The organism is Schumannella luteola, assembly GCF_013408685.1.
GTDB lineage: Bacteria > Actinomycetota > Actinomycetes > Actinomycetales > Microbacteriaceae > Schumannella > Schumannella luteola.
In genome coordinates, this window is the sequence record NZ_JACBZY010000001.1 from 1,977,264 (window position 1) to 2,002,437 (window position 25,174).

At 72.1% G+C, this 25,174-nt stretch carries 22 protein-coding genes; 12 read left to right on the plus strand and 10 right to left on the minus strand.

Going from position 1 to position 25,174, the window contains the following annotated elements; translation table 11 throughout:
- Window positions 1-26: 26 nt before the first annotated feature.
- Both BJ979_RS08820 and BJ979_RS08825 read right to left on the minus strand, forming a co-directional pair.
- Window positions 27-1,178: a DNA/RNA non-specific endonuclease gene (locus tag BJ979_RS08820; protein WP_246286732.1), complete on the minus strand. Its 1,152-nt coding sequence runs from the start codon at window positions 1,176-1,178 to the stop codon at window positions 27-29.
- A gap of 94 nt (window positions 1,179-1,272) precedes the next feature.
- Window positions 1,273-2,094: a class I SAM-dependent methyltransferase gene (locus BJ979_RS08825; protein ID WP_179567128.1), complete on the minus strand. Its 822-nt coding sequence runs from the start codon at window positions 2,092-2,094 to the stop codon at window positions 1,273-1,275.
- A 90-nt stretch (window positions 2,095-2,184) separates the two neighbouring features.
- Between BJ979_RS08825 and BJ979_RS08830 the strand changes: the two genes are divergently transcribed.
- Both BJ979_RS08830 and BJ979_RS08835 read left to right on the plus strand, forming a co-directional pair.
- Window positions 2,185-2,931: a phosphoglyceromutase gene (locus BJ979_RS08830; protein ID WP_179567129.1), complete on the plus strand. Its 747-nt coding sequence runs from the start codon at window positions 2,185-2,187 to the stop codon at window positions 2,929-2,931.
- A gap of 19 nt (window positions 2,932-2,950) precedes the next feature.
- A complete protein-coding gene (locus BJ979_RS08835) occupies window positions 2,951-3,430 on the plus strand; it encodes a 2'-5' RNA ligase family protein (RefSeq protein ID WP_179567130.1) in 480 nt (159 codons plus the stop codon).
- Window positions 3,431-3,447: 17 nt separating this feature from the next.
- Here BJ979_RS08835 and BJ979_RS08840 read toward each other — a convergent pair whose 3' ends face one another.
- From BJ979_RS08840 to phoU, 3 genes are all read right to left on the minus strand, one after another.
- Window positions 3,448-3,990, minus strand: a complete 543-nt coding sequence (locus BJ979_RS08840; RefSeq protein WP_179567132.1) for a YaeQ family protein — start codon at window positions 3,988-3,990, stop codon at window positions 3,448-3,450.
- 62 nt (window positions 3,991-4,052) lie between these two features.
- Entirely contained in the window at window positions 4,053-4,556 is a 504-nt protein-coding gene (locus BJ979_RS08845) for a P-loop nucleotide/nucleoside kinase family protein (RefSeq protein WP_179567134.1), read from the minus strand.
- Window positions 4,557-4,715: 159 nt separating this feature from the next.
- Entirely contained in the window at window positions 4,716-5,372 is a 657-nt protein-coding gene (phoU, locus tag BJ979_RS08850) for a phosphate signaling complex protein PhoU (protein WP_179567136.1), read from the minus strand.
- Between the two features lie 166 nt (window positions 5,373-5,538).
- Here phoU and BJ979_RS08855 point away from each other — a divergent pair, with 166 nt between their 5' ends.
- Window positions 5,539-6,693, plus strand: a complete 1,155-nt coding sequence (locus BJ979_RS08855) for a sensor histidine kinase (RefSeq protein ID WP_179567138.1) — start codon at window positions 5,539-5,541, stop codon at window positions 6,691-6,693.
- A complete protein-coding gene (locus BJ979_RS08860; protein ID WP_179567140.1) occupies window positions 6,690-7,370 on the plus strand; it encodes a response regulator transcription factor in 681 nt (226 codons plus the stop codon). Before BJ979_RS08855 ends, BJ979_RS08860 begins: the two co-directional genes overlap by 4 nt.
- A gap of 120 nt (window positions 7,371-7,490) precedes the next feature.
- On the opposite strand, the gene BJ979_RS08865 is transcribed toward BJ979_RS08860, so the two are convergent.
- Window positions 7,491-8,135, minus strand: coding sequence for a hypothetical protein (locus tag BJ979_RS08865; RefSeq protein WP_179567142.1), 645 nt, complete (start codon window positions 8,133-8,135; stop codon window positions 7,491-7,493).
- An 88-nt stretch (window positions 8,136-8,223) separates the two neighbouring features.
- Here BJ979_RS08865 and BJ979_RS08870 point away from each other — a divergent pair, with 88 nt between their 5' ends.
- The 4 genes from BJ979_RS08870 (at window position 8,224) to rlmB (ending at window position 12,467) form a co-directional block, all read left to right on the plus strand.
- Window positions 8,224-8,706, plus strand: coding sequence for a CarD family transcriptional regulator (locus BJ979_RS08870; protein WP_141162900.1), 483 nt, complete (start codon window positions 8,224-8,226; stop codon window positions 8,704-8,706).
- 119 nt (window positions 8,707-8,825) lie between these two features.
- Window positions 8,826-9,983, plus strand: a complete 1,158-nt coding sequence (gene ispD, locus BJ979_RS08875; protein ID WP_179567144.1) for a 2-C-methyl-D-erythritol 4-phosphate cytidylyltransferase — start codon at window positions 8,826-8,828, stop codon at window positions 9,981-9,983.
- Window positions 9,984-10,059: 76 nt separating this feature from the next.
- A complete protein-coding gene (cysS, locus tag BJ979_RS08880) occupies window positions 10,060-11,463 on the plus strand; it encodes a cysteine--tRNA ligase (RefSeq protein ID WP_179567146.1) in 1,404 nt (467 codons plus the stop codon).
- Window positions 11,460-12,467, plus strand: coding sequence for a 23S rRNA (guanosine(2251)-2'-O)-methyltransferase RlmB (rlmB, locus tag BJ979_RS08885; protein WP_179567148.1), 1,008 nt, complete (start codon window positions 11,460-11,462; stop codon window positions 12,465-12,467). The genes cysS and rlmB overlap by 4 nt, the downstream gene beginning before the upstream one ends.
- Window positions 12,468-12,531: 64 nt before the next feature.
- Here the strand turns inward: rlmB and BJ979_RS08890 are convergent, their stop codons facing one another.
- Together BJ979_RS08890 and BJ979_RS08895 are read right to left on the minus strand one after the other, a co-directional pair.
- The gene (locus BJ979_RS08890) at window positions 12,532-13,833 is read right to left on the minus strand and encodes an NERD domain-containing protein (protein ID WP_179567150.1); all 1,302 of its coding nucleotides are present in this window, start codon (window positions 13,831-13,833) and stop codon (window positions 12,532-12,534) included.
- Window positions 13,834-13,935: 102 nt separating this feature from the next.
- Window positions 13,936-14,589, minus strand: coding sequence for an NUDIX hydrolase (locus BJ979_RS08895; RefSeq protein WP_179567152.1), 654 nt, complete (start codon window positions 14,587-14,589; stop codon window positions 13,936-13,938).
- An 89-nt stretch (window positions 14,590-14,678) separates the two neighbouring features.
- Between BJ979_RS08895 and BJ979_RS17615 the strand changes: the two genes are divergently transcribed.
- Genes BJ979_RS17615 through BJ979_RS08910 form a run of 3 tightly spaced genes read left to right on the plus strand, consistent with a single transcriptional unit; the run spans window position 14,679 to window position 21,106 of the window.
- Complete coding sequence (locus tag BJ979_RS17615) at window positions 14,679-17,168, plus strand: ADP-ribosylglycohydrolase family protein (protein WP_246286734.1); 2,490 nt, start codon at window positions 14,679-14,681, stop codon at window positions 17,166-17,168.
- Entirely contained in the window at window positions 17,168-17,524 is a 357-nt protein-coding gene (locus BJ979_RS08905; protein ID WP_179567154.1) for a hypothetical protein, read from the plus strand. Before BJ979_RS17615 ends, BJ979_RS08905 begins: the two co-directional genes overlap by 1 nt.
- A gap of 30 nt (window positions 17,525-17,554) precedes the next feature.
- Window positions 17,555-21,106 carry a TM0106 family RecB-like putative nuclease gene (locus BJ979_RS08910; protein WP_179567156.1) on the plus strand — a complete coding sequence of 1,184 codons (3,552 nt, stop codon included), beginning with the start codon at window positions 17,555-17,557 and terminating at the stop codon, window positions 21,104-21,106.
- Between the two features lie 15 nt (window positions 21,107-21,121).
- Here the strand turns inward: BJ979_RS08910 and BJ979_RS08915 are convergent, their stop codons facing one another.
- Window positions 21,122-22,420 carry a DUF4032 domain-containing protein gene (locus BJ979_RS08915; RefSeq protein WP_179567158.1) on the minus strand — a complete coding sequence of 433 codons (1,299 nt, stop codon included), beginning with the start codon at window positions 22,418-22,420 and terminating at the stop codon, window positions 21,122-21,124.
- Window positions 22,421-22,584: 164 nt separating this feature from the next.
- Window positions 22,585-23,733, minus strand: a complete 1,149-nt coding sequence (locus tag BJ979_RS08920; RefSeq protein ID WP_179567159.1) for an ABC transporter ATP-binding protein — start codon at window positions 23,731-23,733, stop codon at window positions 22,585-22,587.
- Between the two features lie 309 nt (window positions 23,734-24,042).
- On the opposite strand from BJ979_RS08920, the gene BJ979_RS08925 reads away from it, so the two are divergent.
- Window positions 24,043-25,131: a DsbA family protein gene (locus tag BJ979_RS08925; RefSeq protein WP_179567160.1), complete on the plus strand. Its 1,089-nt coding sequence runs from the start codon at window positions 24,043-24,045 to the stop codon at window positions 25,129-25,131.
- Window positions 25,132-25,174: the final 43 nt, after the last annotated feature.

Consider the following 25,174-nt stretch of genomic DNA (forward strand, 5'->3'; position numbering starts at 1 on the left):
CGGCGCGCCGCGCGCCCGGCGTGGCGTCAGAACCGCAGCGCGGCGGGGGAGTCGAGCTCGAGCCAGCGGTCCTCCGGGCCGAGCGTCGCGCGGGTCATCCGGTCGGCCGCGATCAGCGGGCCGAACCCCAGCGCCGTGAGGCTCGCGACGTCGTCGATCGGCACCTGGAACGTGCGGAAGGCGCCGAGGTCCGGGTCGCCGGCCGCGACCTCGCGGGCGTCGTCGCCACGGCGGTACTTCGCGACGAGCGCCGTCTGGTCGAGCACGTACCCGGTCGCGCGCAGTTCGCCGTCGACGACCCAGGCCGCGACCTTCCAGAACCGCTGGGGGATGTGCGTGCCGCGATAGAGCGGATCGTCGGAGGCGAAGACGGGGCCGGTGAACACGCTCACCCGCGCGTCGCTGCCCTCGGTCGCCTCGAGCACGTAGTCCTCGAGGCCGAGCCACAGCTCGGGCTTCTGGTTGAAGGCTGACGACTGCGGTGCCGCGTTCGTGTAGGCGAAGGTGTCGACGTTCGCCTTCTTCGCGGCCGCCGCGTCACCCCACACCGGGTCGCGGCGGCGCACGAGATGACCCCGGTCGAGGTCGTTGCGGGCGTAGACCTCGGGCCCGGTCTGCTGATCGTCGGGGATGCGGCCGTCGAGGTGCCAGTCGTCGCCGCGCCCCAGGTCGACGAGCTTCGCCCCGTCGATGTTGACCGCCGTGAACGCCGCCAGCTTGCGGTGGGTGTCGAAGCCGATCGAGAAGTGCGTCGAGTCGAGCGGCGTCAGCTCGCGGCCCTCGGCCGGGGTCGGGAGGGGGACGGGCTGGGCCAGGAAGTCGACGTCGTATCCGCTCATGCGGGCATCCTCGCCCCGGCCGGTGACATCGGGGTGAATCTCGCCGGGGATAGGCGGGGCGGCTGCGCTCGCAGGCGGAGCCGCCGGAGCCGCTGGAGCGGGAGCCGGAGCCGCCGCCGCCCCGCCGGCGGCGAGGCGGGCCTCTAGCCCCGCGAGTCGCGCCTCGGTCGCCCGCAGCTGGGCCTCCCGGCCCGCCAGCAGGGCGTCACGCTCGGCCGCGATCGCGGCGCGGTGCTCCCGCAGCGCCACCCGGATCGCGCCGCGGATCACGAGGTAGAGCACCCACAGCAGGATCATGATGAACGGCAGCGAGATCACCAGCTGGAACAGCAACTCCATAGAGCCGAACTTAGCTCAGCGAGTGCGCCGCGACGGGCTCGCCGCGAAGAGCTGACGCCGGCCGTCGCGCGTCGTCGACGCTCGACCGGACAGCTCAGCGCGCCCTCGTCCCCGGGCCCTCGCCGGGCGCGACCGCATCCCAGTCGACCGTGAGCTCACCCAGCCGCCAGCGCGCGCGACCGTCGCGAACCGGCCAGCCGACGGCGCGCATCCCCTCGGCGACGGCGATCCAGCGCTGACTCGGACCATAGGCCGACAGCGGCGCCGCGCGGGCCCACTCCCGATCGAGCGCGGCCACGAAGTCGTGCACGCGCTCGCCGGCGACGTTGCGGTGGATGAGCGCCTTCGGCAGCCGCTCCGCCACGATCGACGGCTCCTCGAGCTCGGCGAGTCGCAGCGACACCGTCAGCGTGCGCGGACCCTCCGGTCCGAGCGCGACCCAGCTGCACACCCGCCCGATCTCGTCGCAGGTGCCCTCGACCAGCAGTCCGTCGGGCTGCAGGCGCGCGAGCATCCGCCCCCACGCCGCCGGCACCTCGTGCTCGTCGTACTGCCGCAGCACGTTGAAGGCGCGGATGACGGCCGCGGGGCGTCCGCCCGGCGTGGGCGTCTCGAAGCCGCCCAGCCGGAAGCTCACGCCCGGGCGAGCTCGCTCGCTCGCGATGCGCACGCGCTCGGGCTCGATCTCGACGCCGACCACCTCGACGTCGGGGCGCACGCGGGTCAGCCGCTCGTGCAGCTCGAGGGGAGTCGTGGCCGAGGCACCGTAGCCGAGGTCGACCACGAGCGGATCCGCTGTCTGCCGCAGCACCGGCTGCACGGCGATCCAGCGATCGATGCGGCGCAGGCGGTTCGTGTTCGTGGTGCCGCGCGTCACGCGTCCCTCGACGCGTTCGCCCCGCGCTCCGCTCGCCACCCGAGCACAGTACCGGCGGCGGGCCGCGGAGGCGTGCGGCAGCCGATGCGACGTCCTCCGTCGTCACCGCCCGTCGCTAGGCTGAGCACCATGACGAGCACGCTCATCCTCCTGCGCCACGGCAACTCCGACTGGAACCAGAAGAACCTGTTCACCGGGTGGGTGGATGTGCGGCTCAGCGAGCAGGGCATCGCCGAGGCCAAGCGCGCGGGCGAGCTGCTCGCCGAGTCGGGCCTGAAGCCGCAGGTGCTCTACACGAGCCTGCTGACCCGCGCGATCCAGACCGCGAACCTCGCCCTCGAGGTCGCCGACCGCCTGTGGATCCCGGTCAAGCGCGACTGGCGCCTCAACGAGCGCCACTACGGTGCGCTGCAGGGCCTCGACAAGGCCGAGACCCTCGAGAAGTACGGCCCCGAGCAGTTCCAGATCTGGCGCCGCAGCTTCGACACCCCGCCGCCGGCGCTCGCCGATGACGCCGAGTGGTCGCAGGTGGGCGACGAGCGCTACGCCGACCTCGCCGACAGCGAGCTGCCCCGCACCGAGAGCCTCAAGCTCGTGATCGACCGCCTGCTGCCCTACTGGGAGAGCGACATCACGAAGGACCTCGGCGAGGGCAAGACGGTGCTCGTCACCGCCCACGGCAACAGCCTGCGTGCGCTCGTCAAGCACCTCGACGGCGTGAGCGACGCCGAGATCGCCGAGCTCAACATCCCGACCGGCATCCCGCTCGTCTACGAGCTCGACGACGACTTCCGCCCCACGGGCCCGGGCCGCTACCTCGACCCGGAGGCCGCGGCCGCCGGTGCCGCCGCGGTCGCCAACCAGGGCAAGAAGTAAGCCGGAGCGACACGACTCCATGCGATTCCTCGTCGCGGCCTTCCTCGACGACGTCGCCCTCGACGCCGAGTTCGAGCCGGGCACGCTGCCGCTGCACGTGACCCTGCTCGGGCCCGGCGACACCCACGCCGACCAGGGCCAGCTCGAGGCCGGCATCGAGGCGGCCCTCGCCGCCTTCGCGCCGCTCGAGGTCGAGGCCGGCGACGACGAGCTCTTCGGCGACGCGCACGACGTCGAGGTGACCCTGCTCGACGATGAGACCGGCGAGCTGGATGCGGTGCACCGGGCGCTCATCCAGCAGCTGCGTCCGCTCGGGGTGTCGCTCGTCGACGCCCGGCACGCCGGCGCCGGCTTCCGACCGCACGTCACCGCGGTCGACGGAGATCGTCTCGATCGCGGCGAGCGGGTCGAGCTGGATGCGGTGGCGCTGCTCGAGCGCGACCCGCACGCCGACGGCGGGCCCGTCTGGCGCCTGATCGCGCAGTTCCCGCTGATCTGACCCGGATCGCCGCTCGGCTACAGCGCGGGCTGCGAGTGCAGCTCGCTCGAGAAGCTCCGGCCGTCGAGCTCGACGTAGACGCGCGACTCGATCAGCGACACCGTCAGCTCGCTGCGGCGGCCGAGCGCGCCCGCGACGTCGTCGACGAAGCCGGGGTCGAAGCTGCGCAGCTCGATCTCCTCGCCGCGGTGGATCTTCTTGCCCGCCCAGAGCGCGGCGACCTTCGCCGGATCGCGGTGCGTGTAGACGACGGTGCGGTCGGCGAGCTTGCTGCCGAAGTGAAGGCGCTCCGCATCCGGGCCGCCGATCTCGATCCACCCGGTGATCGAGCCGGTCGCGTCGCGCACGAGCACCGCCGGCTCGTTCTTCGTGGTCGAGATGCCCTCGCTGAAGGCGATGCCCTCGACGTACTCGAGCGCGTAGGCGAGCACTCGTGTCACGAGGAACTGCTCGGTCTCCGAGGGGTGGCGTGCGGCGCGCAGGCTGACCGACTCGTAGACGCCCCGATCCACGTCGGAGATCGTGAGATCGAAGGTGTGGATCGTCGCGCCGGCAGCCATGGGATCGAGCCTAGGCGCGCGGACGGGATCGGTCCGACCGCGGCAGCGTCACGGGATGCGCGTCACAGGAAGTGCGAGCCGAGCTCCAGCACGAGCGCCTCGAACTCCACGGGGCCGCTCGTGTCGACGCGCACGACCGGACCGAGGGCGAGCGGCTGGAACGCCTCGAAAGCCGCATCCCAGTCGCGGTGCACGCCCGCTCGCGACGGCTGACGTGCCGCGAAGCGCTCGCGGGCGACCTCGACGGGCACCTCGCACCACAGCTCGACCGTGCGCGGCGAGCCGGCGACCTCGAGACCGCGGCGGGCGAACTCGAGATCGCGGCTGCGGTCGAGCACCGCATCGACGATGACGCCGCCCTCGGTCTCGGCGGCGAGCCGCCAGAGCGTGTCCATCGCGATGCCGCCCAGTCGCGCGGAGTCGCCGTCGGGCAGCAGCTCGCCGAAGCTCTCCTTCAGCGCGTCCTTCGCCAGCACCGGGGCTCCGAGGATGCCGCCGAGCTGACGGGCGAGCGACGACTTGCCCGAGCCGGGGAGTCCGTTGACGAGGATCGCGACCGAGGCCATCTGCTCAGCCTAGGTCGCACCGGCGTCCGCGACAGCGCCAGGGCCAGCGAGCACGAACGCATCCGCGCCGGCGACCGCGCCGCGAACGACCGAGGGCGGCCATCCCGCAGGATGACCGCCCTCGTGAGCGTCGGGCGCCGTGCGGCGCCGGGGGAGGACTCAGTCCTCGTCGGCCGGAGTCCAGTCGCCGGTCGCCAGGTACTGCACCTTCTTGGCGATCGAGACCGCGTGGTCGGCGAAGCGCTCGTGGTAGCGCGAGGCCAGCGTGGCGTCGACGGTGTCGGACGCGCCGCCGCTCCAGGTCTCGGCGAGAACCTGGTCGAAGACGCTGAGGTGCAGCTCGTCGACCTTGTCGTCCTCGTTGCGGATGTGCTCCGCGATGTCCACGTCCTGCGTCTCGAGCAGCTCGGTGAGCTTGCGGGCGATCTGCACGTCGAGCTCGCCCATGCTCTTGAAGGTCGGGCGCAGGCTCTTCGGAACCACCTTCTCGGGGAAGCGGTAGCGCGCGAGCTGCGCGATGTGGCGGGCGATGTCGCCCATGCGCTCGAGCGAGGCGCTGATGCGCAGCGCGCTCACGACGATGCGCAGGTCGCGGGCGACCGGGTTCTGGCGCGCCAGGATCTCGATCGCGAGCTCGTCGAGCTCGTTGGCGGCGGCGTCGATCTTGCTGTCATCGGCGATGACCGACTCGGCCAGGGCGACGTTCGACTCGTTGAACGCGGTCGTCGCGTTGTCGATCGCCTCGGCGACGAGGCCGGCGATCTCGACCAGACGGTCCTGCACATCACGCAGTTCCTGCTGGAAAACCTCACGCATCTGCTGCGTCCTCTCGTTGTCACGGCAGACCGATCCCCGCCGCGGCACTACGGTCGCGCTGTCAGGTTAACGACCGGTGACGATCCCCTGAACTTCGGGGTGAACGACCCCGGAACGTCGGGATGCGCTGCGGGGAACAGCTGGCGGCCAGCCTAATGTAGGGGCTATGGACGCGGCCTGGCTCGTGCCCGCCGCCCTCGGGTTCGGCGTGGTCATCGGCGTCGGCGCGACGACTCTGCTCGTGCTGGCTGCCCGCCGCGGCGACCGGGCGCGCGAGGTGCTCACCCCGCGGGTGCCCGACGGGGTGGATGCGCTCATCGAGTCGCTCGACTCGGTCGGCATCGTCGTCGACCCGAGCAACAACGTCGTGTCGGCCTCGCCGCGAGCCCTCGCCACGAACCTCGTCTTCAACGACCACCTCGTGCACCCCGAGCTGCTCGACATCGTCGACAAGGTGCGCCGCGACGGGCTCCCCGCGAGCGACGAGCTGCATCTCACGCGCAGCCGCCTGGGGGAGCAGTCGCTGCACCTCATCGTGCGCGTCTCGCGCCTCGGCGCCCGCTATGTGCTGCTGCTCGGCGACGACCGCACCGAGGCGCACCGCCTCGAGGAGGTGCGCCGCGACTTCCTCGCGAACGTCAGTCACGAGCTGAAGACGCCGATCGGCGCCGTCGGCCTGCTGGCCGAAGCGCTCGAGTCGGCCGCCGACGAACCGGATGCCGTGCGCCGCTTCGCCGCCCGGCTCAGCGCCGAGGCCGAGCGTCTGGCGAAGATCACGTCCGAGATCATCCAGCTCAGCCGGCTCCAGTCGGGCGATGCCCTCGAGAAGGCGGAGCTGGTGGATGTCGACCACCTCGTGCGCCAGTCGATCGATCACCACCGCGTCGCCGCGGAGGCGAAGGACATCGAGCTGGTGGCCGGCAAGCGCCGCCACGCGCTCGTGCTCGGCGACTCGGCCATGCTGTCGACCGCGCTGAACAACCTCGTCGCGAACGCCATCCAGTACTCGCCCGAGCACTCGCGCGTCGGCATCGGCGTCACGCTGACCGACGGTGTCATCGAGATCGCCGTGACCGATCAGGGTGTCGGCATCCCGGCCGCCGATCGCGACCGCGTCTTCGAGCGCTTCTACCGCGTCGACGCCGCCCGCGCCCGCAACACCGGCGGCACGGGCCTCGGCCTCTCCATCGTCAAGCACGTCGCCCAGAACCATGGCGGCGACGTGCGTCTCTGGTCGCAGCCGGGCAACGGCTCGACTTTCACCATCCGCCTGCCGGAGGCCGTCGAGGCCTCCGCCGTCCCCACGGGAGCTACGGGATGACCCGCATCCTGATCGTCGAAGACGAGGAATCGCTCAGCGAGCCCCTCGATTACCTGCTGCGCCGCGAAGGCTACGAGACCGCTGTGGCGGCCGACGGGCGCTCGGCCCTGCAGCTGTTCGAGCGCGGTGGCGCCGACCTCGTGCTGCTCGATCTCATGCTGCCGGGCCTGCCCGGCACGGAGGTCTGCCGTGAGCTGCGCACGACCTCGAACGTGCCGATCATCATGCTGACGGCCAAGGACTCCGAGGTCGACATCGTGGTGGGGCTCGAGCTCGGCGCCGACGACTACGTCACCAAGCCGTACTCCTCGCGCGAGCTGCTGGCCCGCATCCGCGCCGTGCTGCGTCGCCGCGTCGAGGCCGTCGACGTGGATGACGCCGTTCTCGAGTCGGGCCCGGTGCGCATGGATGTCGAGCGTCACGTCGTGACGGTCGACGGCAACGAGGTCGCGATGCCGCTGAAGGAGTTCGAGCTGCTCGAGCTGCTCATGCGCAACGCGGGACGCGTGCTCACCCGCGGCCAGCTGATCGATCGCGTCTGGGGCGCCGACTACTACGGCGACACCAAGACGCTCGACGTGCACGTGAAGCGCATCCGCTCGAAGATCGAGCAGGACCCGTCGCAGCCCACGCTGCTCGTGACGGTGCGCGGTCTCGGCTACCGCTTCGAGGCGTAGGCCGGTCTCCGGGTCCGACGCTGCGGCGTCGGACCCGGGATCGCAGCCGGAACGACGAAGGGCCGGACATCCTCGCGGATGTCCGGCCCTTCGCGTGTCTGTGGCCGCGGGCGGCGGGGCTCAGCCGTTCGTGGCGGGCTGCGACGCCTCGCCGCTGGGGGTGCCGCTCGGCTCGGTGCCGTCGGCCGGGGTCGACGCCTCGCCCGAGGGGGTGCCCGACGGGGTGCCGCTGGGCGAGACCGAGGGGCTCGGCTTCGCGGTGGGGCCGTGCTCGGCGTACTCGGCGAAGGTCGTGTCGAGCACGGGGACGCCGAGCTGCAGGCCCTCCTGGTTGCCGTAGACGAAGTAGAGCTGGGCGAGCGCGCCGGCCTTCGGATCGAAGTCCTCGAGCAGCTTCTGGCCCTTCTTGCCGTAGCCGACGTTGTTCGCGCCCGGCTTGAGCTTGACCGTGACGTTCTGCTTGTCGCCGTCCGACTCGTACTGCACGCGCAGGTCGATGTCGTCGTCGGAGCGGTTGACGGCGGTGAGCACGAGGTTCGCGTCGCCCTCGTCGTTCACGATCGCGACCGCGTTGCGCAGGTCGACCTGGCCGACGTTGCCGCTCACGCCATCCGACGGGTCGTAGTGGTTCGTGGTCGCCTGGGGCGTCACGAAGTTGCAGCCGGCGAGGCCGACGGCGAGGCCTCCGAGGAGGGCGATGGATGCCAGCGCGCGTGCCTTCAACAGAACTCTCCAGATGTCGCTCGACGGGGCGAGAGACAGCATATCGGGGCCCTCGAGGGGCCCGGGGTTAGGCACCCCTAACTGAGGGGCAGCTGTGTTAGGATAGCCAGTCTGCGGAAGGAAAAACTCCATGCTCTTCGAGGTCGGCGAGACTGTCGTTTACCCCCATCACGGCGCTGCAACCATCACCGAAGTGAAGACCAGGAAGGTCCGTGGCGAAGAGAAGCTCTATCTGAAGCTCAACGTCACGCAGGGCGACCTCACGATCGAGGTCCCGGCCGAGAACGTCGACCTGGTCGGCGTTCGCGACGTGATCGGCAAGGAGGGGCTCGACAAGGTGTTCGAGGTGCTGCGTGCGCCGTTCACCGAAGAGCCCACCAACTGGAGCCGTCGCTACAAGGCCAACCTCGAGAAGCTCGCCTCGGGCGATGTGATCAAGGTCTCCGAGGTCGTGCGCGACCTGTGGCGTCGCGACCAGGATCGCGGCCTCTCGGCCGGCGAGAAGCGCATGCTCGCGAAGGCGCGCCAGATCCTCGTCTCCGAGCTCGCGCTCGCCGAGAAGACCGACGAGGAGAAGGCCTCGACGGTGCTCGACGAGGTGCTCGCCTCCTGAGCTCGCTCTGGTTCGCCAGAACAGCCTGAATCGTGATGGATGCGGTGGGCGGATGAGATCCGCCCACCGCATCGTCATGTCACCATCCATCGCGCCCGAGATCCCCTGAGGGAGACCCCGTGACCGATCAGCCCACCCTCGCCGTCATCGTCGTCGCCGCCGGATCCGGCACCCGCCTCGGCCAGGCCGAGCCGAAGGCTTTCGTCGAGGTGCGCGGGGTGACCATCCTCGAGCGCAGTCTCGATGCCGTCTTCGACTCCTCGACCCCGGCGCAGGTGATCGTCGTCGCCCCGGCCGCGAAGCTCGCCTCGGCGAAGTCGATCGCGCTGCGCGCCGCCGGGCCGGCCGCCGGATCGGTCACGATCGTCGAGGGCGGCGCGAGTCGTCAGTCGTCGGTCGCGGCGGGCCTCGCGGTCGTGCTCCCCGGCGTCGACACCGTGCTCGTGCACGACGCCGCGCGCGCACTCGCGCCGGCCGAGCTGTTCGACCGGGTCGTGCGCCAGGTGCGCTCGACCGGTCGCGGCGTCATCCCGGCCCTGCCGGTCACCGACACGGTCAAGCGGGTCGCCGACGGCGTCGTCGCCGGCACGGTCGATCGCAGCGATCTCGTGCACGTGCAGACGCCGCAGGGCTTCCCGCGCGCCGCGCTCGACCACGCCTACGCGGTCGCCGCAGCCGAGCACACCGACGACGCCGCCCTCTTCTCGGCCGACGGCGGCGAGGTCGTCACGGTCGAAGGCGACGCGCGCGCCTTCAAGATCACGACCCCCTGGGATCTGCGCCGGGCCGAGAACGTGCTCGGCGTGAGCCGCGGCATCCGCACCGGCATCGGCCTCGACGTGCACGCCTACGACGAGGAGTCGCCGCTCTGGTTCGGCGGCCTCTACTGGCCCGACGAGCCGGGGCTGAAGGGCCACAGCGACGGGGATGCGGCGCTGCACGCGGTCTGCGACGCCCTGCTCTCGGCGGCGGGGCTCGGCGATCTCGGCACGCGCTTCGGCGCGGCTGACGAGCGGTTCCGGGATGCGCGCAGCGAGGTCTTCGTGCGCGAGACGCTCGCTCTGGTGACCGGCGCGGGCTTCTCCGTCATCAACGTCGCGCTGCAGATCACCGCGAACCGGCCCCGCATCGGCGCGCGCCGGGGCGAGCTCGAGCGGCGCATCGGCGAACTGGTCGGCGCGCCGGTGAGCGTCTCGGCGACGACCGCCGACGGCCTCGGCATGACCGGCCGCGGCGAGGGGATCGCCTGCATCGCGACGGCGCTGCTGAGCAGCTGACCGCCAGCGCCCACCGCGGCGCCCGCCGTCGCGTCACGCGCCCGGGCGCGCGCATCCCCGCCGGTAGACTCCCCGGGTGACAGTGCGCCTCTACGACAGCCGGGCCCAGGCTGTGCGCGACTTCGTGCCGCTCCGCGACGGTGAGGTCGGCATGTACGTCTGCGGCCCCACCGTGCAGTCGTCGCCGCACGTCGGTCACCTGCGCAGCGCTCTCGTCTACGACCTGTGGCGGCGCTGGCTCAGCTACCGCGGCTACGCGGTGACCCTGGTGCGCAACGTCACCGACATCGACGACAAGGTGCTCGCGGGCGCGACCGAGCACGAGCCGTGGTGGGCGCTGGCGTACCGCATCGAGCTCGAGTTCACGGCCGCGTACTCGGCTCTCGGCATCCTGCCCCCGACCTACGAGCCGCGGGCGACCGCGAGCATCCCCGGCATGCAGCAGCTCATCGACGAGCTGATCGAGCGCGGTCACGCCTACCCGGCCGACGACGACTCGGGCGACGTCTACTTCGACGTGCGCAGCTGGAGCGGCTACGGCGCGCTGACCCGCCAGAGCATCGACGACATGAGCGAGTCGGCGGATGCGGAGACGCGCGGCAAGCGCGACGCCCGCGACTTCGCGCTCTGGAAGGGCCGCAAGGCCGAGGAGCCGGCGTCGGCATCCTGGGCCTCGCCCTGGGGTGACGGGCGGCCCGGCTGGCACATCGAGTGCTCGGCCATGTCGCGCCGCTACCTCGGAACCGCCTTCGACATCCACGGCGGCGGGCTCGACCTGCGCTTCCCGCACCACGAGAACGAGCTCGCCCAGTCGACCGCCGCGGGCGACGCCTTCGCGAGCTACTGGGTGCACAACGGGCTCGTCGCGATCGAGGGCCAGAAGATGTCGAAGTCGCTCGGCAACTCGATCTACGCCGCCGAGTTCCTCGGATCGGCGCGCGGCATCGCGATCCGCTACTACCTGGCGAGCGCGCACTACCGCTCGACGATCGACTACCACGACGGCTCCCTGGCCGAGGCCGAGGCCGCGGTCGACCGCATCGAGACCTTCCTCGAGCGCGCCGAGCGCCGCACCGCCGGCACCCGCTGGGCGGGCTCGGGCGTCGGCATCGTGCCCGAGGAGTTCGCAGCCGCGATGGACGACGACCTCGGCGTGCCGCAGGCGCTCGGCGTGCTGCACGAGCGCGTGCGCGCCGGCAACATCGCCCTTGACGCCGATGACGTGGATGCCGTCGCGCGCATCCACGGCGAGGTCACCGCGATGACCGAGGTGCTCGGAGTGCACCCCAGCCAGTGGCCGGAGGCGACGGGCGGCGGCGACACCGCGCTCGGCGCGCTGGTCGAACGACTTCTCGGCGACCGCGCCGCTGCACGAGCGGCCAAGGACTACGCCACCGCCGACCGCATCCGCGAGGAGCTCACCGCGGCCGGCATCACCATCGAGGACACGCCCGACGGGGCGCAGTGGAGCATCACATGAGCGGAAAGCCGGGGCGCCCGGGCGGCGCACGCAAGGGCGGCAAGAAGGGCCCCACCGCGGGTACCGGCGGCAACGGGCGCCGAGCCCTCGAGGGCAAGGGGCCGACGCCGAAAGCCGAGGACCGCAGCTGGCACGTCGCCGGCAAGCGCAAGCTCGCGCAGGACCGCCTCGAGGCAGCCCGCGCGCGGCACGGCAAGGGCGGCAAGACGGGCGACGCCGCAGCGCCGGCCCGCCGCCGCACGCCGAAGCGCGACGACGACAGCGAGCTGCTGACCGGGCGCAACTCGGTGCTGGAGGCGCTGCGCACCAAGGTGCCGGCGACGACGCTCTACATCGCGACCCGCATCGAGATGGATGACCGGGTCAAGGAGTCGATCGCGCTCGCCACCAAGCGCGGCATCCCCCTCGTCGAGGTCATGCGACCCGAGCTCGACCGCAAGGCCGGCCACGACGCCGTGCACCAGGGCATCGCGCTCGCCGTGCCGCCGTACCAGTACGCGCACCCGCTCGACCTCGTCGACGACGTCATCGAGAGCGACAAGAACCCGCTGTTCGTCGCCCTCGACGGCGTGACCGACCCGCGCAACCTCGGTGCGATCATCCGCTCGGTCGCCGCGTTCGGCGGTCAGGGCGTCATCGTGCCGCAGCGCCGCAGCGTCGGCGTGACCGCCTCGGCGTGGAAGACCTCCGCCGGGGCCGCGGCGCGCATCCCCGTCGCCCTCGCCTCGAACCTGGCGCAGACGATCGACTCCATCAAGGACCGCGGTGTCTTCGTGATCGGCCTCGACGGCGACGGCGACGTGTCGCTGCCCGGGCTCGAGCTCGCGAACCGTCCGCTGCTCGTCGTGACCGGCAGCGAGGGCAAAGGCCTCTCGCGTCTCATCACCGAGAAGTGCGACGCGATCGTGTCGATCCCGATCAGCGCAGCCACCGAGTCGCTCAACGCGGGCATCGCCACCTCGGTCACCCTCTACGAGATCGCGAAGCTGCGCGCGGAGCGCTGAGCGGATTCGATGCGCTCGGCGATCGTCGAGCGCATCGGATCGGACGCCGCACGTCGGCGCACGGTCAGAACGCGAACGTGCTCGCCATCCACATGCCGAGCAGGATCGGCACGGCGACGACCCCGCCTACGAGGTGAGCGATCAGCGCGCCGGCGCCGGTGCGACCTCGTCGGTGCAGTCGCACGTGACGCGAGATCAGGTGGGCGAGCGGGCCGAGCAGCACGAGGGCGTTCGCGCCGCTGCGGAGATCGATGCCCCGATCCCTCAGCTGGCGGAGATCCGCGACGGCGAACAGGACCGGGCTCGCGGCGAGCAGCAGCCAGAGGGCGACCAACCCCAGCGTCGAGATGACCGAGTCGACTCCGATCGCCTCCACCGCGCTGGTGATGCCTCGCGCCGCGACGAACAGCAGCGGCCAGAGGGCGAGACCCGCGGCACCCTGCGTCCAGGTGGTCTCGGGGGTGAGCGGGACGGCGGCGGTGGCCGGCTCGGGGCGCGGAATCCCGCGCTCTGAAGCGCGTCGAGGCGGCGGCCCGCTCCGAGCCGGAGGCCGCGAGCCGCCCCGTCCCGCGCCAACGCGGGCGGTCTCGCGCGCGACCGCCGCGCGCTCGCGACCTTCCTGCTTCAGCTCGGCGCGCCGGATCAGCACGGCTCCGCCGATCTCGGCGTAGAGCGCGTCGAACTCGGCGCCGAGGTGAGCGCCCGGGCGCGAGGCCGACGGGGCGTCATGCCAGGTCTCCGGCAGCAAGGCGGCCTGGGTGACGCGATCCAGCTGCTCATCGCTCATCTCGCGGCGGCGGGCGGTGATGTCGTGCAGCAGCCGTTCGACCGTCGTCACCGCCAGCGGGGGAGTCGTCGCATCGCCCGGCGCCGCCGTCTGGCGGAACTCCGCGGGGTGGACGCCGACCAGGCAGAGCACGCCGATGACGGGCACGGCGAACCCGGCCGCCCGTGACAGTCGCTCTTCCGTTCGGCGCGCGTGGTCGACGAGGCTCGGGATGTACGACTTCTGCGAGTAGTTGTTGACCTTGACACCCCAGCCGCCCGCCCACACCGAGGCGCCTTCGTGGTGCTTCGTGTTGATCACGAACACCCCGGCTGCCGTGATGACGACGTGGTCGATGTCGGAGCTGCGGCTTCCGAACGGGACGGAGTGCAGCACCGTGACCCCGGGGTGCACGGCGATCTGATTCAGCAGCCGGCCCGACACGCGCTCGCCGAGCACACCCTGGAACCAGCTGATCGAGGCGTCCGCGATCTCGACGCGACCGGTGGTCGGATCGAGGCGGATGCGCCCCGCATCCCATTCGCTCAGCAGCTTCTCGATCAGGGACTGACCGGGCACGCGCTGCTGAAGATCGCTCACCGGATCGAGTCTGCGCGACGGCTGTCGGATCGGGCAGCCCTCATTCGGGGCGCGGCGGCGTTCTCGAGGTGGAGTAGCGCTGGTCCGGAGTGACGGCGCTCGTCAGGTGCGGCGGAAGAGGCGTGCGGGCTTGCCGACGCCGCCGCGCTCGAGCTCGCCGGTCGACGCGAGCAGCGGCTCCATCGTTCGGCGGAAGGCGTCGCGGGGGAGAGCGATGCCGGCGATCGCGGAGTGGACCGCGTGCAGAGCCCTCAGCGTCGTGATCGCGGGCGCGAAGCCGACCGGGTCGGGCGCCTCGCGGTAGCGCTCGCGCAGCTCGGCGACGGCGAGGTCGATGATGGCCCGGTGCTGATAGAGCGGATCGCCGACCTCGGTGACCGGCGTGATCGCGACGCGGTCCGCATCCACCTCGAGCTCCGCACGGGGCGCGGCGGCGAGATGCGCGACCGAGAGCACCCAGCCGCGCGGGTCGCGGTCGGGGGCGTCGAAGACGCGCAGCTGGCGTGGGGCGATGTGGCGGGCCGCCGTGGGCGAGAGCCCGGTCTTGATCACGAGGGAGCGCTGCACGGCGTCGGACAGGGTCTCGCCCGGGTGCAGGAAGGTGCCGGGAAGCCGCAGCCCCTGGTCGTGGGAGTCGCGCACGAGGAGAACCGCGAGCTCGCCGGCGTCGTCGAGGGTGAGCACCGCGGTGTCGACCGCGACGGAGGGGCGCGGGTAGTCCTCCAGCGTGTTGTTCGCGTGATCTCGGTACACCATGCCTGGAGTTTACGCGGGTGCGCGCAAATGTCGGCGGCTCGTGTCATCCTGTATTTGCGCGATAGCGCGCAAAAGGGAAGGGGTGCCGCATGAGAAGCGAATACCTGGTGCAGGCGACGACCGACGCGGAGCTGCTGCTCGGGGTCTGGTCGCGCAGGGGTGAGGGAGACGGCGTGCTCCGCTGGACGGGCTCGGACTGGGCCGACGTCGACGACGACTGGGAGGCGCTGCGCCGCCCTGCGACGGGCAAGCACGTCATCTGGACGCGGACGCAGGCGCTCGAGGCGCTGCCCGGACTTCCGGAGCCCGGCGACGAGCTGATCGGCTTCGTCTACCTGCCCGAGCGGCTGGAGGTGCGCATCCGGCCTCGGATCTTCACCCCGCCGGCCGACGACGAGAGCGGTTTCCACCACGACGACTTCGAGGACTGGGCCCGCGAGCAGGGTGACAGCGACCTCGCGTGGAAGGAGGCGCGCGCCCTGGCCCGGCCGCGGACGTGCGGCGGGATGGCGCCCTGGGACGACGCGCCCGGTGGCGTCGACACGGCGCACGCGACCGCCCCGATCGACGAGCCGTCGGCGCCCGCACCCGGCACGGCGGCCGCGCGTCGGCTCGCGCGCCAGCAGAAGGCCTGGGCCGAGGCGATCGCCCGGCAGGCGCACGCGGGTCAGACGGACAAGCTCGGCGAGCCCTACATCGCGCATCCGACGCGGGTCGCGGCGCGCTTCGATCCGATCGCGCAGTCGACCGAGCACGTCGCCGCGCTGCTGCACGATGTGATCGAAGACAGCGCGTGGACGCCGGCGCTGCTGCGCGACGCCGGCATCCGCCGGGAGACGATCGCCGCGGTGCTGCTGCTGACGCGCGACGCGGGCACGACGCCCGACGAGTACTACGCCCGCATCCGTCAGCATCCGATCGCGCGAGCCGTGAAGCTCGCCGACATCGACGACAACACGGCGCCCGACCGTGTCGCCCGACTCGATCCGGCCACGCGGGAGCGGCTCGCCGCGAAGTACACGGCGGCGCGCGCGGCGCTGGGGATCGGCGGCGATGGCGGAAGCGTCAGCGCGGACGGCGGCTCGGCTGCGGTCGAGCCGGCGCCACCCGCCCGGCTGCCGCGCCGCATCGCCGAGCGCGGTGGGACGGATCGCGCTGTCGGCGTGATCGTCGGCCAGGCCTGCGGCGACGCGCTCGGCGCCGGCTACGAGTTCGGGCCCCCGCTCGACGACGCGGCCGAGGTGCGGATGGGCAGCGGCCCGAACTCGATGGGGTGGGCGGTCGGGGAGTGGACCGACGACACCGCCATGGCGATCCCGCTGCTGCAGGCCGCCGCATCCGGCCGACGCTTCGACGATGCCCGAACCCTCGACGAGATCGTCGGCCAGTGGCGCACCTGGGCTCGCACCGCGCGTGACGTGGGCATCCAGATCCGCGCGGTTCTCGCCGACACCCCGCACCCGACCGAGGCCGCGGCGCGTTCCGCCGCCGAAGAGCTGCACCGTCGGCGGGGACGCTCGGGCGGCAACGGCTCGCTCATGCGCACCGGGCCCGTCGCGCTCGCCTTCCTCTCCGGCGCCGCCGGCGAGGATGCGGCGCTCGCGGTCGCGGCGCGCCGGGTCAGCGAGCTCACCCACTGGGAGCACGACGCCGGCGACGCCTGCGTGCTCTGGACCGCCGCCATCCGTCATGCCGTGCTCACCGGTGAGGCCGACGTCCGGGTCGGCCTCGACCAGCTCCCCGCAGGGCGGCGGGCTCGATGGCTCGATCTGATCGCCGAAGCCGAGACACGGCAGCCGCGCGACTTCGAGCAGAACGGCTGGGTCGTGCAGGCGCTGCAGGCGGCGTGGTCGGCGATCCACCACGGCAGCGACGCGGTGGATGCGCTCGAGCGGGCGGTGCGCGGAGGCCGCGACACCGACACGGTCGCGGCGATCGCCGGGCAGCTCATCGGAGCGGTGCACGGAGCGTCGGCGTTCCCGGCCGAGTGGCGACGCCGGCTCAACGGCTGGCCGGGCCTGCGTGTGCGCGATCTGGTCGAGCTCGCGGTGCTCGCGAGTCGCGGCGGCGAGGTCGACGGCGTCGGCTGGCCCCTCGCTGACCGCGTTCCGGTCGACGGGTACCGCGACGTCGGGGCGTGGCACCCGCACGATCCCGGCGTGTGGCTGGCTTCGCAGGCGGGGCTGAGTCACCTGCCCGGCACCGTGGATGCGGTCGTCTCGCTCAGCCGGGTCGGTCGGGCGGAGACCGCGCATCCCACCGTGGAGTTCTGGCTGATCGATCGTGACGGCGCGAATCTCAACACGGTGTTCACGCTGGCGGATGCCGCCGACACCATCGCAGCGCTGCGCGCCGAGGGACGCACCGTGGCTGTGCACTGCGTCGAGGCGCGCAGCCGCACGGTCGCTGTCGCGGCCGCGTACTCGATGCGGCTCGGCATGGGCGCGGGGGATCCGATCGATCGACTCGACGCGCGCACGGCGCTCGCCCAGATCGAGCGGGTGCTGCCCGGGTCGCGGGTCTCGTCGGACTTCGTCCGCGCGCTCGAGACGCTCGCCGGCCACGGGCGGTGGTCGTGATGGTGTCGGATGAGACAGCGGCGGTCGAGAGGGCCGCGGTCGAGTACCGGGTGCAGGCCTCGGGGTCGATGATGTTCCTGGTCGGCTGGTTCGCCCACGAGGTCGGCGCCCTCGATGCGGACTGCTTCTGGTGGAAGGCGGTGCGCTGGCAGCGCTCGCCGTGGGCCTGGTCGCAGGTCGAGGATCGCGCTGACACCCTGACCGCACTGATCGATGCCGACTCCTTCCGGCGCGAGTGCCCGAGCATTCCGCCGTTCGCGGGGGAGGGGTCGGACGGCACCGCGGATGAGCCCGATGGCGGCGGTGATGGCCGCGGCGGCGAGACGAGCACGCCTCATGTCGGCGGCGCGTCGTAGCGTGAGCGGCATCCCGAACCGGAAGGCGCCGTGTACCTCCTGAACGACGCGCTCGTCACGAGCGCCAGCGATCTCAAACTCGCGAGCGAGTGCGAGTTCGCCTTCCTGCGCACCCTCGATCTCAAGCTCGGCCGGCTCGACGGGATCGAGGTCGTCGAGGATGCGATGCTCGAGCGCGCCGCCCGGCTCGGCGACCGCCACGAGGAGCGGATCGTCGAGCAGCTGCGCGCGGCGCCCGGTTCGGACGTCGTCACCCTGCCGCGCCCGACGGACGCGCGCGACCCCGACGAGCTGCGTCGACTCGCGGAGGCGACTACCGCGGCGCTGCGGGAGGGGCGCGGCTTCGTCTATCAGGCCGTGTTCTTCGACGAGACCGATCCCGCCCTGCCCTTCCTCGGCTTCGCCGACTTCCTCGCGCGGCAGAGCGACGGCCGCTACCGCGTGCAGGACTCGAAGCTCGCCCGGTCGGCGAAGGTCACGGCCCTGCTGCAGCTCGCCGCCTACCACGAGCAGCTCGAGCGGCTCGGCATCCCCGTCGACGACGAAGTCGAGCTGATCCTCGGCGACGGGCGCTCCAGCGTGCACCGCATCGACGACATCCGCCCCGTCTTCGAGCTGCGGCGCGAGCGGCTGCACCATCTGATCCGCGAGCACCGCGCCGAGGCCGGCGTCGTCGAGTGGGGAGATGCGCGCTACGCCGCCGAGGGGCGCTGCGCCGTGTGCGCCGCCGAGGTCGAAGCGCACCGCGATCTGTTCCTCGTCGCCGGGCTGCGCGCGACGCAGCGCACGAAGCTCAACGACGTCGGCATCCGCACGATCGACGAGCTGGCCGCCGCGGCGGAGCAGCCCGCCGGCGGCACCGTGCCGACCGGCACCTACCGTGCGCTGCAGGCGCAGGCCGCACTGCAGGCGGCCGTGCCGGCCGACGCCGATCCGCATGCCGTTCCCGCGTTCCGCATGTTCGCTCCGCAGGCGGTCGCCGAGCTGCCGCGGCCCGATCCGGGCGACATCTACTTCGACTTCGAGGGTGACCCGATGTTCCAGCAGCTCGCGCCCGACGGCGCGAGCTCTGTCTGGGGTCTCGACTACCTCTTCGGCTACATCGACGAGAGCGAGCAGTTCACGAGCTACCTCGCGCACGATCTCGAACAGGAGCGGCTCGCGCTGCGCGACTTCCTCGCCGACGTGCAGCTGCGGCGACAGGCGAATCCCGGCCTGCACATCTACCACTACGCCAGCTATGAGCGCACCCACCTCGCGGCGATCGCGGCGCGCCACGGCGAGGGCGAGGCGATCGTCGACGAGCTGCTGCGCGACGGCGTGCTCGTCGACCTGTACCCGGTCGTGAAGCGGTCGGTGCGCGTCGCGAGCCGCTCGTACTCGATCAAGAAGCTCGAGCCGCTGTACATGGGCGACGAGCTGCGCCGCGACGACGGCGTCACGAATGCGGGCGACTCGGTCATCCAGTACGCGCTGAGCCGCGCGGCCGCCGAGGACGGCGACGAGGTCGAGGCCGACCGCATCCTCGCCGACATCCTCGACTACAACCGCTACGACTGCGTCTCGACCCGGCGGCTGCGCGACTGGCTCATCGCCCAGGCGCGTGAGCTCGGCTACGAGCCGGGCACGGGAGGTGCGCGCGAGCTGCCCGACTCCGAGCGCACCTTTCGCGTCGACCCGCTGACCCCGGCGCTGCTCGACCGCGCCGAACGCCGCGTCGAGGCCGACGATGCCGGGGGCGCCGCGGCCAACCGCCTCGCCGCCGCTGCGGTCGACTACCACCGGCGTGAGGCCAAGAGCTTCTGGTGGGCGCACTTCGCCCGTCTCGAGAGCGACCCCGCCGACTGGATGGGCACACGTGACGTCTTCGAGGTCGATCCGGATCGCAGCGTGGTCGAGCAGGACTGGACCGAGCCGGCCGGCCGCCAGCGATCCGCCCGGCGGATGCTGCGACTGCACGGCGTCTGGGCTCCGGGCAGCACGCCGCGGCCGGGGGAGTCGTTCGCGATCTACCGCCCCGCCGTGCTGAGCCGACCCGACCGCGATCCGCGGCACGCCCTCGATCGCGACGTGCGCATCGAGAGCCTCGACGACGACGGCTCGGTCGTCGTCACCGAGCTGCTGCCCGTGGATGCGACGCCGTGGGATGCCCTGCCGATCGCGCTCGCGCCGGGCCGGCCGCCGACCACCGAGGGACACCGGGCCGCGATCGAGGAATGGGGATCCGCCGTCGTCGCCGAGGGCGACGACTGGCCGGCGGATGCGGCGAGCGACGTGCTGCTGCGGCGTCCACCCCGATTCCGGGACGGAAGCGCGCGCGAGCCGATGAACGACGACGATGACGGTCCGCGCGCGCTCGTCGCCTCGCTGCTCGGTCTCGACGACTCCTACCTCGCCGTGCAGGGCCCTCCCGGCACCGGCAAGACCTATCTGGCCGCCCACGCCATCGCCGATCTCGTCGGCCGCGGCTGGCTGGTCGGCGTCGTGGCGCAGTCGCACCGCGTGGTCGAGAACGTGCTCGACGGCGTCGTGCGGGCCGGGGTCGATCCCGCGCAGGTCGGCAAGAAGCCGCAGTCGGGAGCGCCCGCCGGCGAGCTCTCGTTCACAGCGCTCAGCGCGACGGGAGCGCAGGCCGCGTTCCTCGCCGAGCATCGGGCCGCCCGCCGTGGCGCCGTGCTCGGCGGCACGGCGTGGGACCTGGTCAACCCGACCCGCGTCGGCCGCCGCGAGCTCGATCTGCTCGTGATCGACGAGGCGGGTCAGTTCTCGCTCGCCAACACGATCGCCGTGGCGCAGTCGGCCCGCAGCCTGCTGCTGCTCGGCGACCCGCAGCAGCTGCCGCAGGTGAGCCAGGGCATCCACCCGGCCCCGATCGACGCCTCCGCTCTCGGTGCGATCAGCGCCGGCGCCGAAGTGCTGCCCGACCGCTTCGGCTACTTCCTCGCCGCGAGCCGGCGCATGGATGCGGCGGTCACCGCCCCGGTGTCGCGCCTCGCCTACGCGGGGAAGCTGCGCTCGCATCCGTCGACCGCGGATCGTCACCTCGACGGCATCGAGGCGGGCTTCGCCGCACTCCCGGTCGAGCACGCCGGCAACGCGACGGCGAGCGTCGAGGAGGCGGACGAGATCCTCCGACTCGTGCGCGAGCACCTCGGCGCGCGCTGGACCGACGAGCAGAGCGGTCGCGCCGACGATCCGCTCGCCGAGCACGACGTGATCGTCGTCTCGCCCTACAACGCGCAGGTCGAGCTGATCCGGGCGACGCTCGACGCGGCGGGGCTCGAGCGGGTGCGTGTCGGCACTGTCGACAAGTTCCAGGGGCAGGAGGCGGTCGTCGCACTCGTCTCGCTCGCGGCATCCAGCCCCGACGACGCCCCGCGCGGACTCGACTTCCTGCTCTCGCGCAATCGCCTCAATGTCGCGATCTCGCGCGCGCAGTGGGCGGCACGTCTCGTCTACTCGCCGAAGCTCATCGACCACCTGCCGTGGAAGCCCGAGGGCGTCGCCGAGCTGAGCCGCTTCATCGAGCTGGTGCGCCCGCGGGCTGTGCCCGCAGTCGCGCCGGGCGACGCACCGGGCTGAGGTCGCGGGCGGCGCTCAGACGTTCTTGCGCCAGTCCTCCTCCTGCTCCTCCTCGCCGAGAGCGAGGGGAGCCGTGAGCATCGCGGTCGGCGGACCCACCACGGTCACCTCGTCGCGACGGTGGCGCAGCACGGTGTCGATGTAGTCGGTGAGCGCCTCGGCGACGGGAACGGGGCGGCCGGTCTCCTCCGAGAGATGCCAGCGGTGCTCGAGCAGCTGGTGGAAGACCTCCGCCGGCTCGAGTTTGCCGCGCAGCTCGCGGGGGATCGCCCGCACGATCGGCTCGAAGACTTTGACAAGCCACTCGTGGGCGATCATCTCCTCGTCCTGCTGCGCGCGGTCGCCGATCGCCCGGTAGGCGTCGAGGTCGTTGAGCAGCCGGCGAGCCTGGTTCTCGCCCGCGTCGAGACCCGTCAGGCGCAGCAGGCGGCGGGAGTGGTGCCCGGCATCCACGACTTTCGGCTGGATGCGCACGCGGGTGCCGTCGCCGGTGTCGTCCTGCTGGATCGACAGCTCCTCGATGTCGAAGCCCAGCGCGTTGAGGCGCTCGACGCGCTCGCTGATGCGCCAGCGCTCCGACGAGGGGAATGACTCGGCGCCGGTCAGCTCGGCCCACAGCGTGCGGTAGGCCGCGACGATGCCGTCGGCGACCTCGACGGGATCGAGATCCTCGCCGAGCCGCCCGCCGGTCTGCAGGTCGAGCAGCTCGCCGGCGATGTTGACGCGGGCGATCTCGAGGTCGTTCTCACGCTGGCCGTTCGACAGGCCGCCGTCGTAGAGCTTGCCGGTCTCGGCATCCACCAGGTAGGCGGCGAAGGCGCCCGCATCGCGCCGGAACAGCGTGTTCGACAGCGAGACGTCGCCCCAGAAGAAGCCGGCGATGTGCAGGCGCACGAGCAGCACGGCGAGAGCGTCGACGAGCCGCGTGCCGGTCTCGGCGCGCAGCGTCTGCGAGTAGAGCGCGCGGTAGGGCAGCGAGAAGCGCAGGTGCCGGGTGATGAGCACGGGCGCGAGTGGCTCGCCACCGGCGTCGGTGCGGTTCGAGATCACGGCGACCGGCTCGACGCAGGGCACGTCGAGGCGCTGCAGGGTGCGCAGCATGTCGTACTCCTGCCGCGCCAGCTCGCTGGTCGTCTCCTTGACGGCGATGACGTGGCCGGCGAGGTGCACGAAGCGCACCAGGTGGCGCGAGATGCCCTTCGGCAGCGCGGCGATGTGCTCGGTCGGCCAGTCGGCGAGCGGCAGGTTCCAGGGCAGGTCGAGCAGGGCCGGATCGGGCACGGCCGAGGTGATGGAGAGGGCGGGACTGTTCATGCGGAGGCTCCGGGATGCGCGGATCGGCGGTGACGCGACGGCGAGCGTGACGATGGCGGTCGAGACGACGGCGAGCGCGACGGTCGGACGCGACAGGGGCGAGGCCGAGACGACGACGGCCGCGGCCCCGCGTGGGACCGCGGCCGTCGCGGGATCTCGCTCGATCAGGCGGTCGGCGCCGCGGGAGCAGCCGGAGCGGCGGCGGGTGCCGCCGACGTCGACGCGGCGACGGGCGCGTTGAGGCGCTCACCCGACTCGGCGTCGAAGGCGTGCAGGTGCTGCGGAACCGGCGTCAGCACGATCTTGTCGCCGGCGTTCGGGTGCGAGCGGCCGTCGACGCGGGTCACGATGTCGACGCGCTTGCCGTCGATGTCGGCGTGACCGTAGAGGTAGCCGTCGGCGCCGAGCTCTTCGACCACATCCACCTCGACCTGCAGGCCGCTGCCCGAGGTCGAGATCGTGAGGTCTTCGGGGCGGATGCCGACGGTGACCTGCTTGCCGCTGGCCGAGGTGAGCACGTCGCGCTCGATCGCGGCGACGCTCGAGCCGAACTGGATGCCGCCGTCGACGATGTCGGCGGTGAACAGGTTCATGGCCGGGCTGCCGATGAAGCCGGCGACGAACACGTTGTTCGGCTTCTCGTAGAGGTCGCGCGGCGAGCCGACCTGCTGCAGGATGCCGTCCTTGAGCACCGCGATGCGGTCGCCCATCGTGAGCGCCTCGGTCTGGTCGTGCGTGACGTAGACCGTCGTGACGCCGAGGCGGCGCTGCAGCGAGGCGATCTGGGTGCGGGTCTGCACGCGCAGCTTCGCGTCGAGGTTCGACAGCGGCTCGTCCATGAGGAACACCTGCGGCTGGCGCACGATCGCGCGGCCCATCGCGACGCGCTGACGCTGACCACCCGAGAGGGCCTTCGGCTTGCGGCCGAGGTAGGGCTCGAGGTCGAGCAGCTTCGCCGCCTCGAGCACGCGGTCGGCGCGCTCCTGCTTGCTGACGCCGGCGATCTTGAGCGCGAAGCCCATGTTCTCGGCGACGGTCATGTGCGGGTACAGCGCGTAGTTCTGGAAGACCATCGCGATGTCGCGGTCCTTCGGCGGCACATCGGTGACGTCGCGGTCGCCGATAAGGATGCGGCCGTCGTTGACCTCTTCGAGGCCCGCGAGCATGCGCAGGGTGGTCGACTTGCCGCAGCCGGAGGGGCCGACGAGAACGAGGAACTCGCCGTCGGCGACCTCGAGATCGATCGCGTCGACCGCGGGACGGGTGCCGCCCGGGTAGAGACGGGTGGCCTTGTCGAAGGTCACAGATGCCATGGGTGTATCTCCTTCACCGGCAGGTACGTGCCGGACGATCCGAGTGAATGGAATGGTGGTGCCCACGTCGGCGAACGTCAGTGGTCACCTGGCGTTCACCCTAAAGCACGGATGTCGCGGACGCCACGGGTGCGCAGTCGCGTCGCGCGCGCCCTGGACGAGACGGTCTACCCGTCTGCGCCGCTAGGCTCGCAGCGCAGTCGGAACCGGGAGTGCTCCCAGGGTCGGGTGCCTACGATCTCCGCGTCGCGCGTGCGCCTTCCGCCGCGTGAATCGCCGTCCGCCGCACTGCGGCATCTACGAGGAACGATGACCGACCCGCACGAGCCCGCCGACCGCGAGAACGACAGCGCGCCCGCGCAGCCGGACGACGCCGCGACGGCTGCCGAGGGCGCGGCTTCCAAGGGCACGACGTCTGACGCCACGGACGCCGACGCCGCCACCGCCGTCGAGCCGCGCACGCCCGCCGAGCCGCCGCTCGATACGGCTGCGATCCAGACCGCCGCGCGCACCGCCGCCCGGGAGCGCGCGAGTGAGATCCGCACGCAGCAGCGCAAGAGCGACCGCCGCCGCACCTGGCTGCTGCGCGGCGGCCTCGTGACCGGCATCGTCGCCGTCGTCGTGGTCGTCACCTTCGTCATCATCAGCTTCGCGAGCCCCTCGCAGCGCGGCCCGCGCAACATGCTCAGCGACGGCATCCGCATCGGCACTGACCTCAAGGCGCTGCGCACCGGCTCGCTCGGGCCGGGAGAGGCGCCGACCGAGTCGCGCAACCAGGACGGCGCGATCCCGATCCGCATCTACGTCGACTACTTCCAGCCCGATTCGGCGAAGTTCGCGAAGGCGAACGCGAAGCAGCTGCGCAGCTGGGTGAGCGACGGCGCCGCGACGCTGGAGATCCATCCGATCGCCCTGAGCAGCAAGTCGGGCTCCGACCAGTACGCGCTGCGCGCCGCGAACGCGGCCGGATGCGTGGCGGAGTTCGCTCCCGACAGCTTCCTCGACTTCCACGTCGCCCTCCTCGCGGCGCAGCCGTCGCAGGAGAGCGGGGGCATGTCGGATGCGCGCATCCTCGCCGTCGCGAAGGACGCGAAGGTGCAGTCGATGTCAGATGTGACCAGCTGCGTCGAATCGCGTCGCTTCGGCAAGTGGGTGCAGGCGGCCAGCAACCGCGCCGTCAACGGACCGCTGCCGGGCACGAAGGTCAAGGCGGTCTCGGCGACCCCGCTCGTGCTGCTGGGGGCGACCCAGTTCGTGCCGAGCAGCTACTCGAACTCGCAGGACCTGGCGCGGGCGTTCGTGCAGGCCAACGGCGGTGACTTCACCCAGGACGAGTCGGCGAGCCCGTCGCCGTCGGCGTCGCCGTCGGACGCCGCCTCGGCTCCCGCCGCGGGCTGAACACGGCCGCTCGCGCTCGCCGGCCGCCGGTAGGATCGGCGGC

What these genes read in the sequence shown, in the direction of transcription:
- phoU (WP_179567136.1), bottom strand. Translation starts at nt 5,372, where the DNA reads ATGCGTGAGGTTTTCCAGCAGGAACTGCGTGATGTGCAGGACCGTCTG.
- BJ979_RS08830 (WP_179567129.1), top strand. Translation starts at nt 2,185, where the DNA reads ATGACGAGCACGCTCATCCTCCTGCGCCACGGCAACTCCGACTGGAAC.
- BJ979_RS08895 (WP_179567152.1), bottom strand. Translation starts at nt 14,589, where the DNA reads ATGGTGTACCGAGATCACGCGAACAACACGCTGGAGGACTACCCGCGC.
- BJ979_RS08845 (WP_179567134.1), bottom strand. Translation starts at nt 4,556, where the DNA reads ATGGCCTCGGTCGCGATCCTCGTCAACGGACTCCCCGGCTCGGGCAAG.
- BJ979_RS17615 (WP_246286734.1), top strand. Translation starts at nt 14,679, where the DNA reads ATGAGAAGCGAATACCTGGTGCAGGCGACGACCGACGCGGAGCTGCTG.
- BJ979_RS08905 (WP_179567154.1), top strand. Translation starts at nt 17,168, where the DNA reads ATGGTGTCGGATGAGACAGCGGCGGTCGAGAGGGCCGCGGTCGAGTAC.
- BJ979_RS08870 (WP_141162900.1), top strand. Translation starts at nt 8,224, where the DNA reads ATGCTCTTCGAGGTCGGCGAGACTGTCGTTTACCCCCATCACGGCGCT.
- BJ979_RS08860 (WP_179567140.1), top strand. Translation starts at nt 6,690, where the DNA reads ATGACCCGCATCCTGATCGTCGAAGACGAGGAATCGCTCAGCGAGCCC.
- BJ979_RS08920 (WP_179567159.1), bottom strand. Translation starts at nt 23,733, where the DNA reads ATGGCATCTGTGACCTTCGACAAGGCCACCCGTCTCTACCCGGGCGGC.
- BJ979_RS08835 (WP_179567130.1), top strand. Translation starts at nt 2,951, where the DNA reads ATGCGATTCCTCGTCGCGGCCTTCCTCGACGACGTCGCCCTCGACGCC.
- BJ979_RS08925 (WP_179567160.1), top strand. Translation starts at nt 24,043, where the DNA reads ATGACCGACCCGCACGAGCCCGCCGACCGCGAGAACGACAGCGCGCCC.
- BJ979_RS08915 (WP_179567158.1), bottom strand. Translation starts at nt 22,420, where the DNA reads ATGAACAGTCCCGCCCTCTCCATCACCTCGGCCGTGCCCGATCCGGCC.
- BJ979_RS08865 (WP_179567142.1), bottom strand. Translation starts at nt 8,135, where the DNA reads ATGCTGTCTCTCGCCCCGTCGAGCGACATCTGGAGAGTTCTGTTGAAG.
- BJ979_RS08820 (WP_246286732.1), bottom strand. Translation starts at nt 1,178, where the DNA reads ATGGAGTTGCTGTTCCAGCTGGTGATCTCGCTGCCGTTCATCATGATC.
- BJ979_RS08855 (WP_179567138.1), top strand. Translation starts at nt 5,539, where the DNA reads ATGGACGCGGCCTGGCTCGTGCCCGCCGCCCTCGGGTTCGGCGTGGTC.
- BJ979_RS08840 (WP_179567132.1), bottom strand. Translation starts at nt 3,990, where the DNA reads ATGGCTGCCGGCGCGACGATCCACACCTTCGATCTCACGATCTCCGAC.
- rlmB (WP_179567148.1), top strand. Translation starts at nt 11,460, where the DNA reads ATGAGCGGAAAGCCGGGGCGCCCGGGCGGCGCACGCAAGGGCGGCAAG.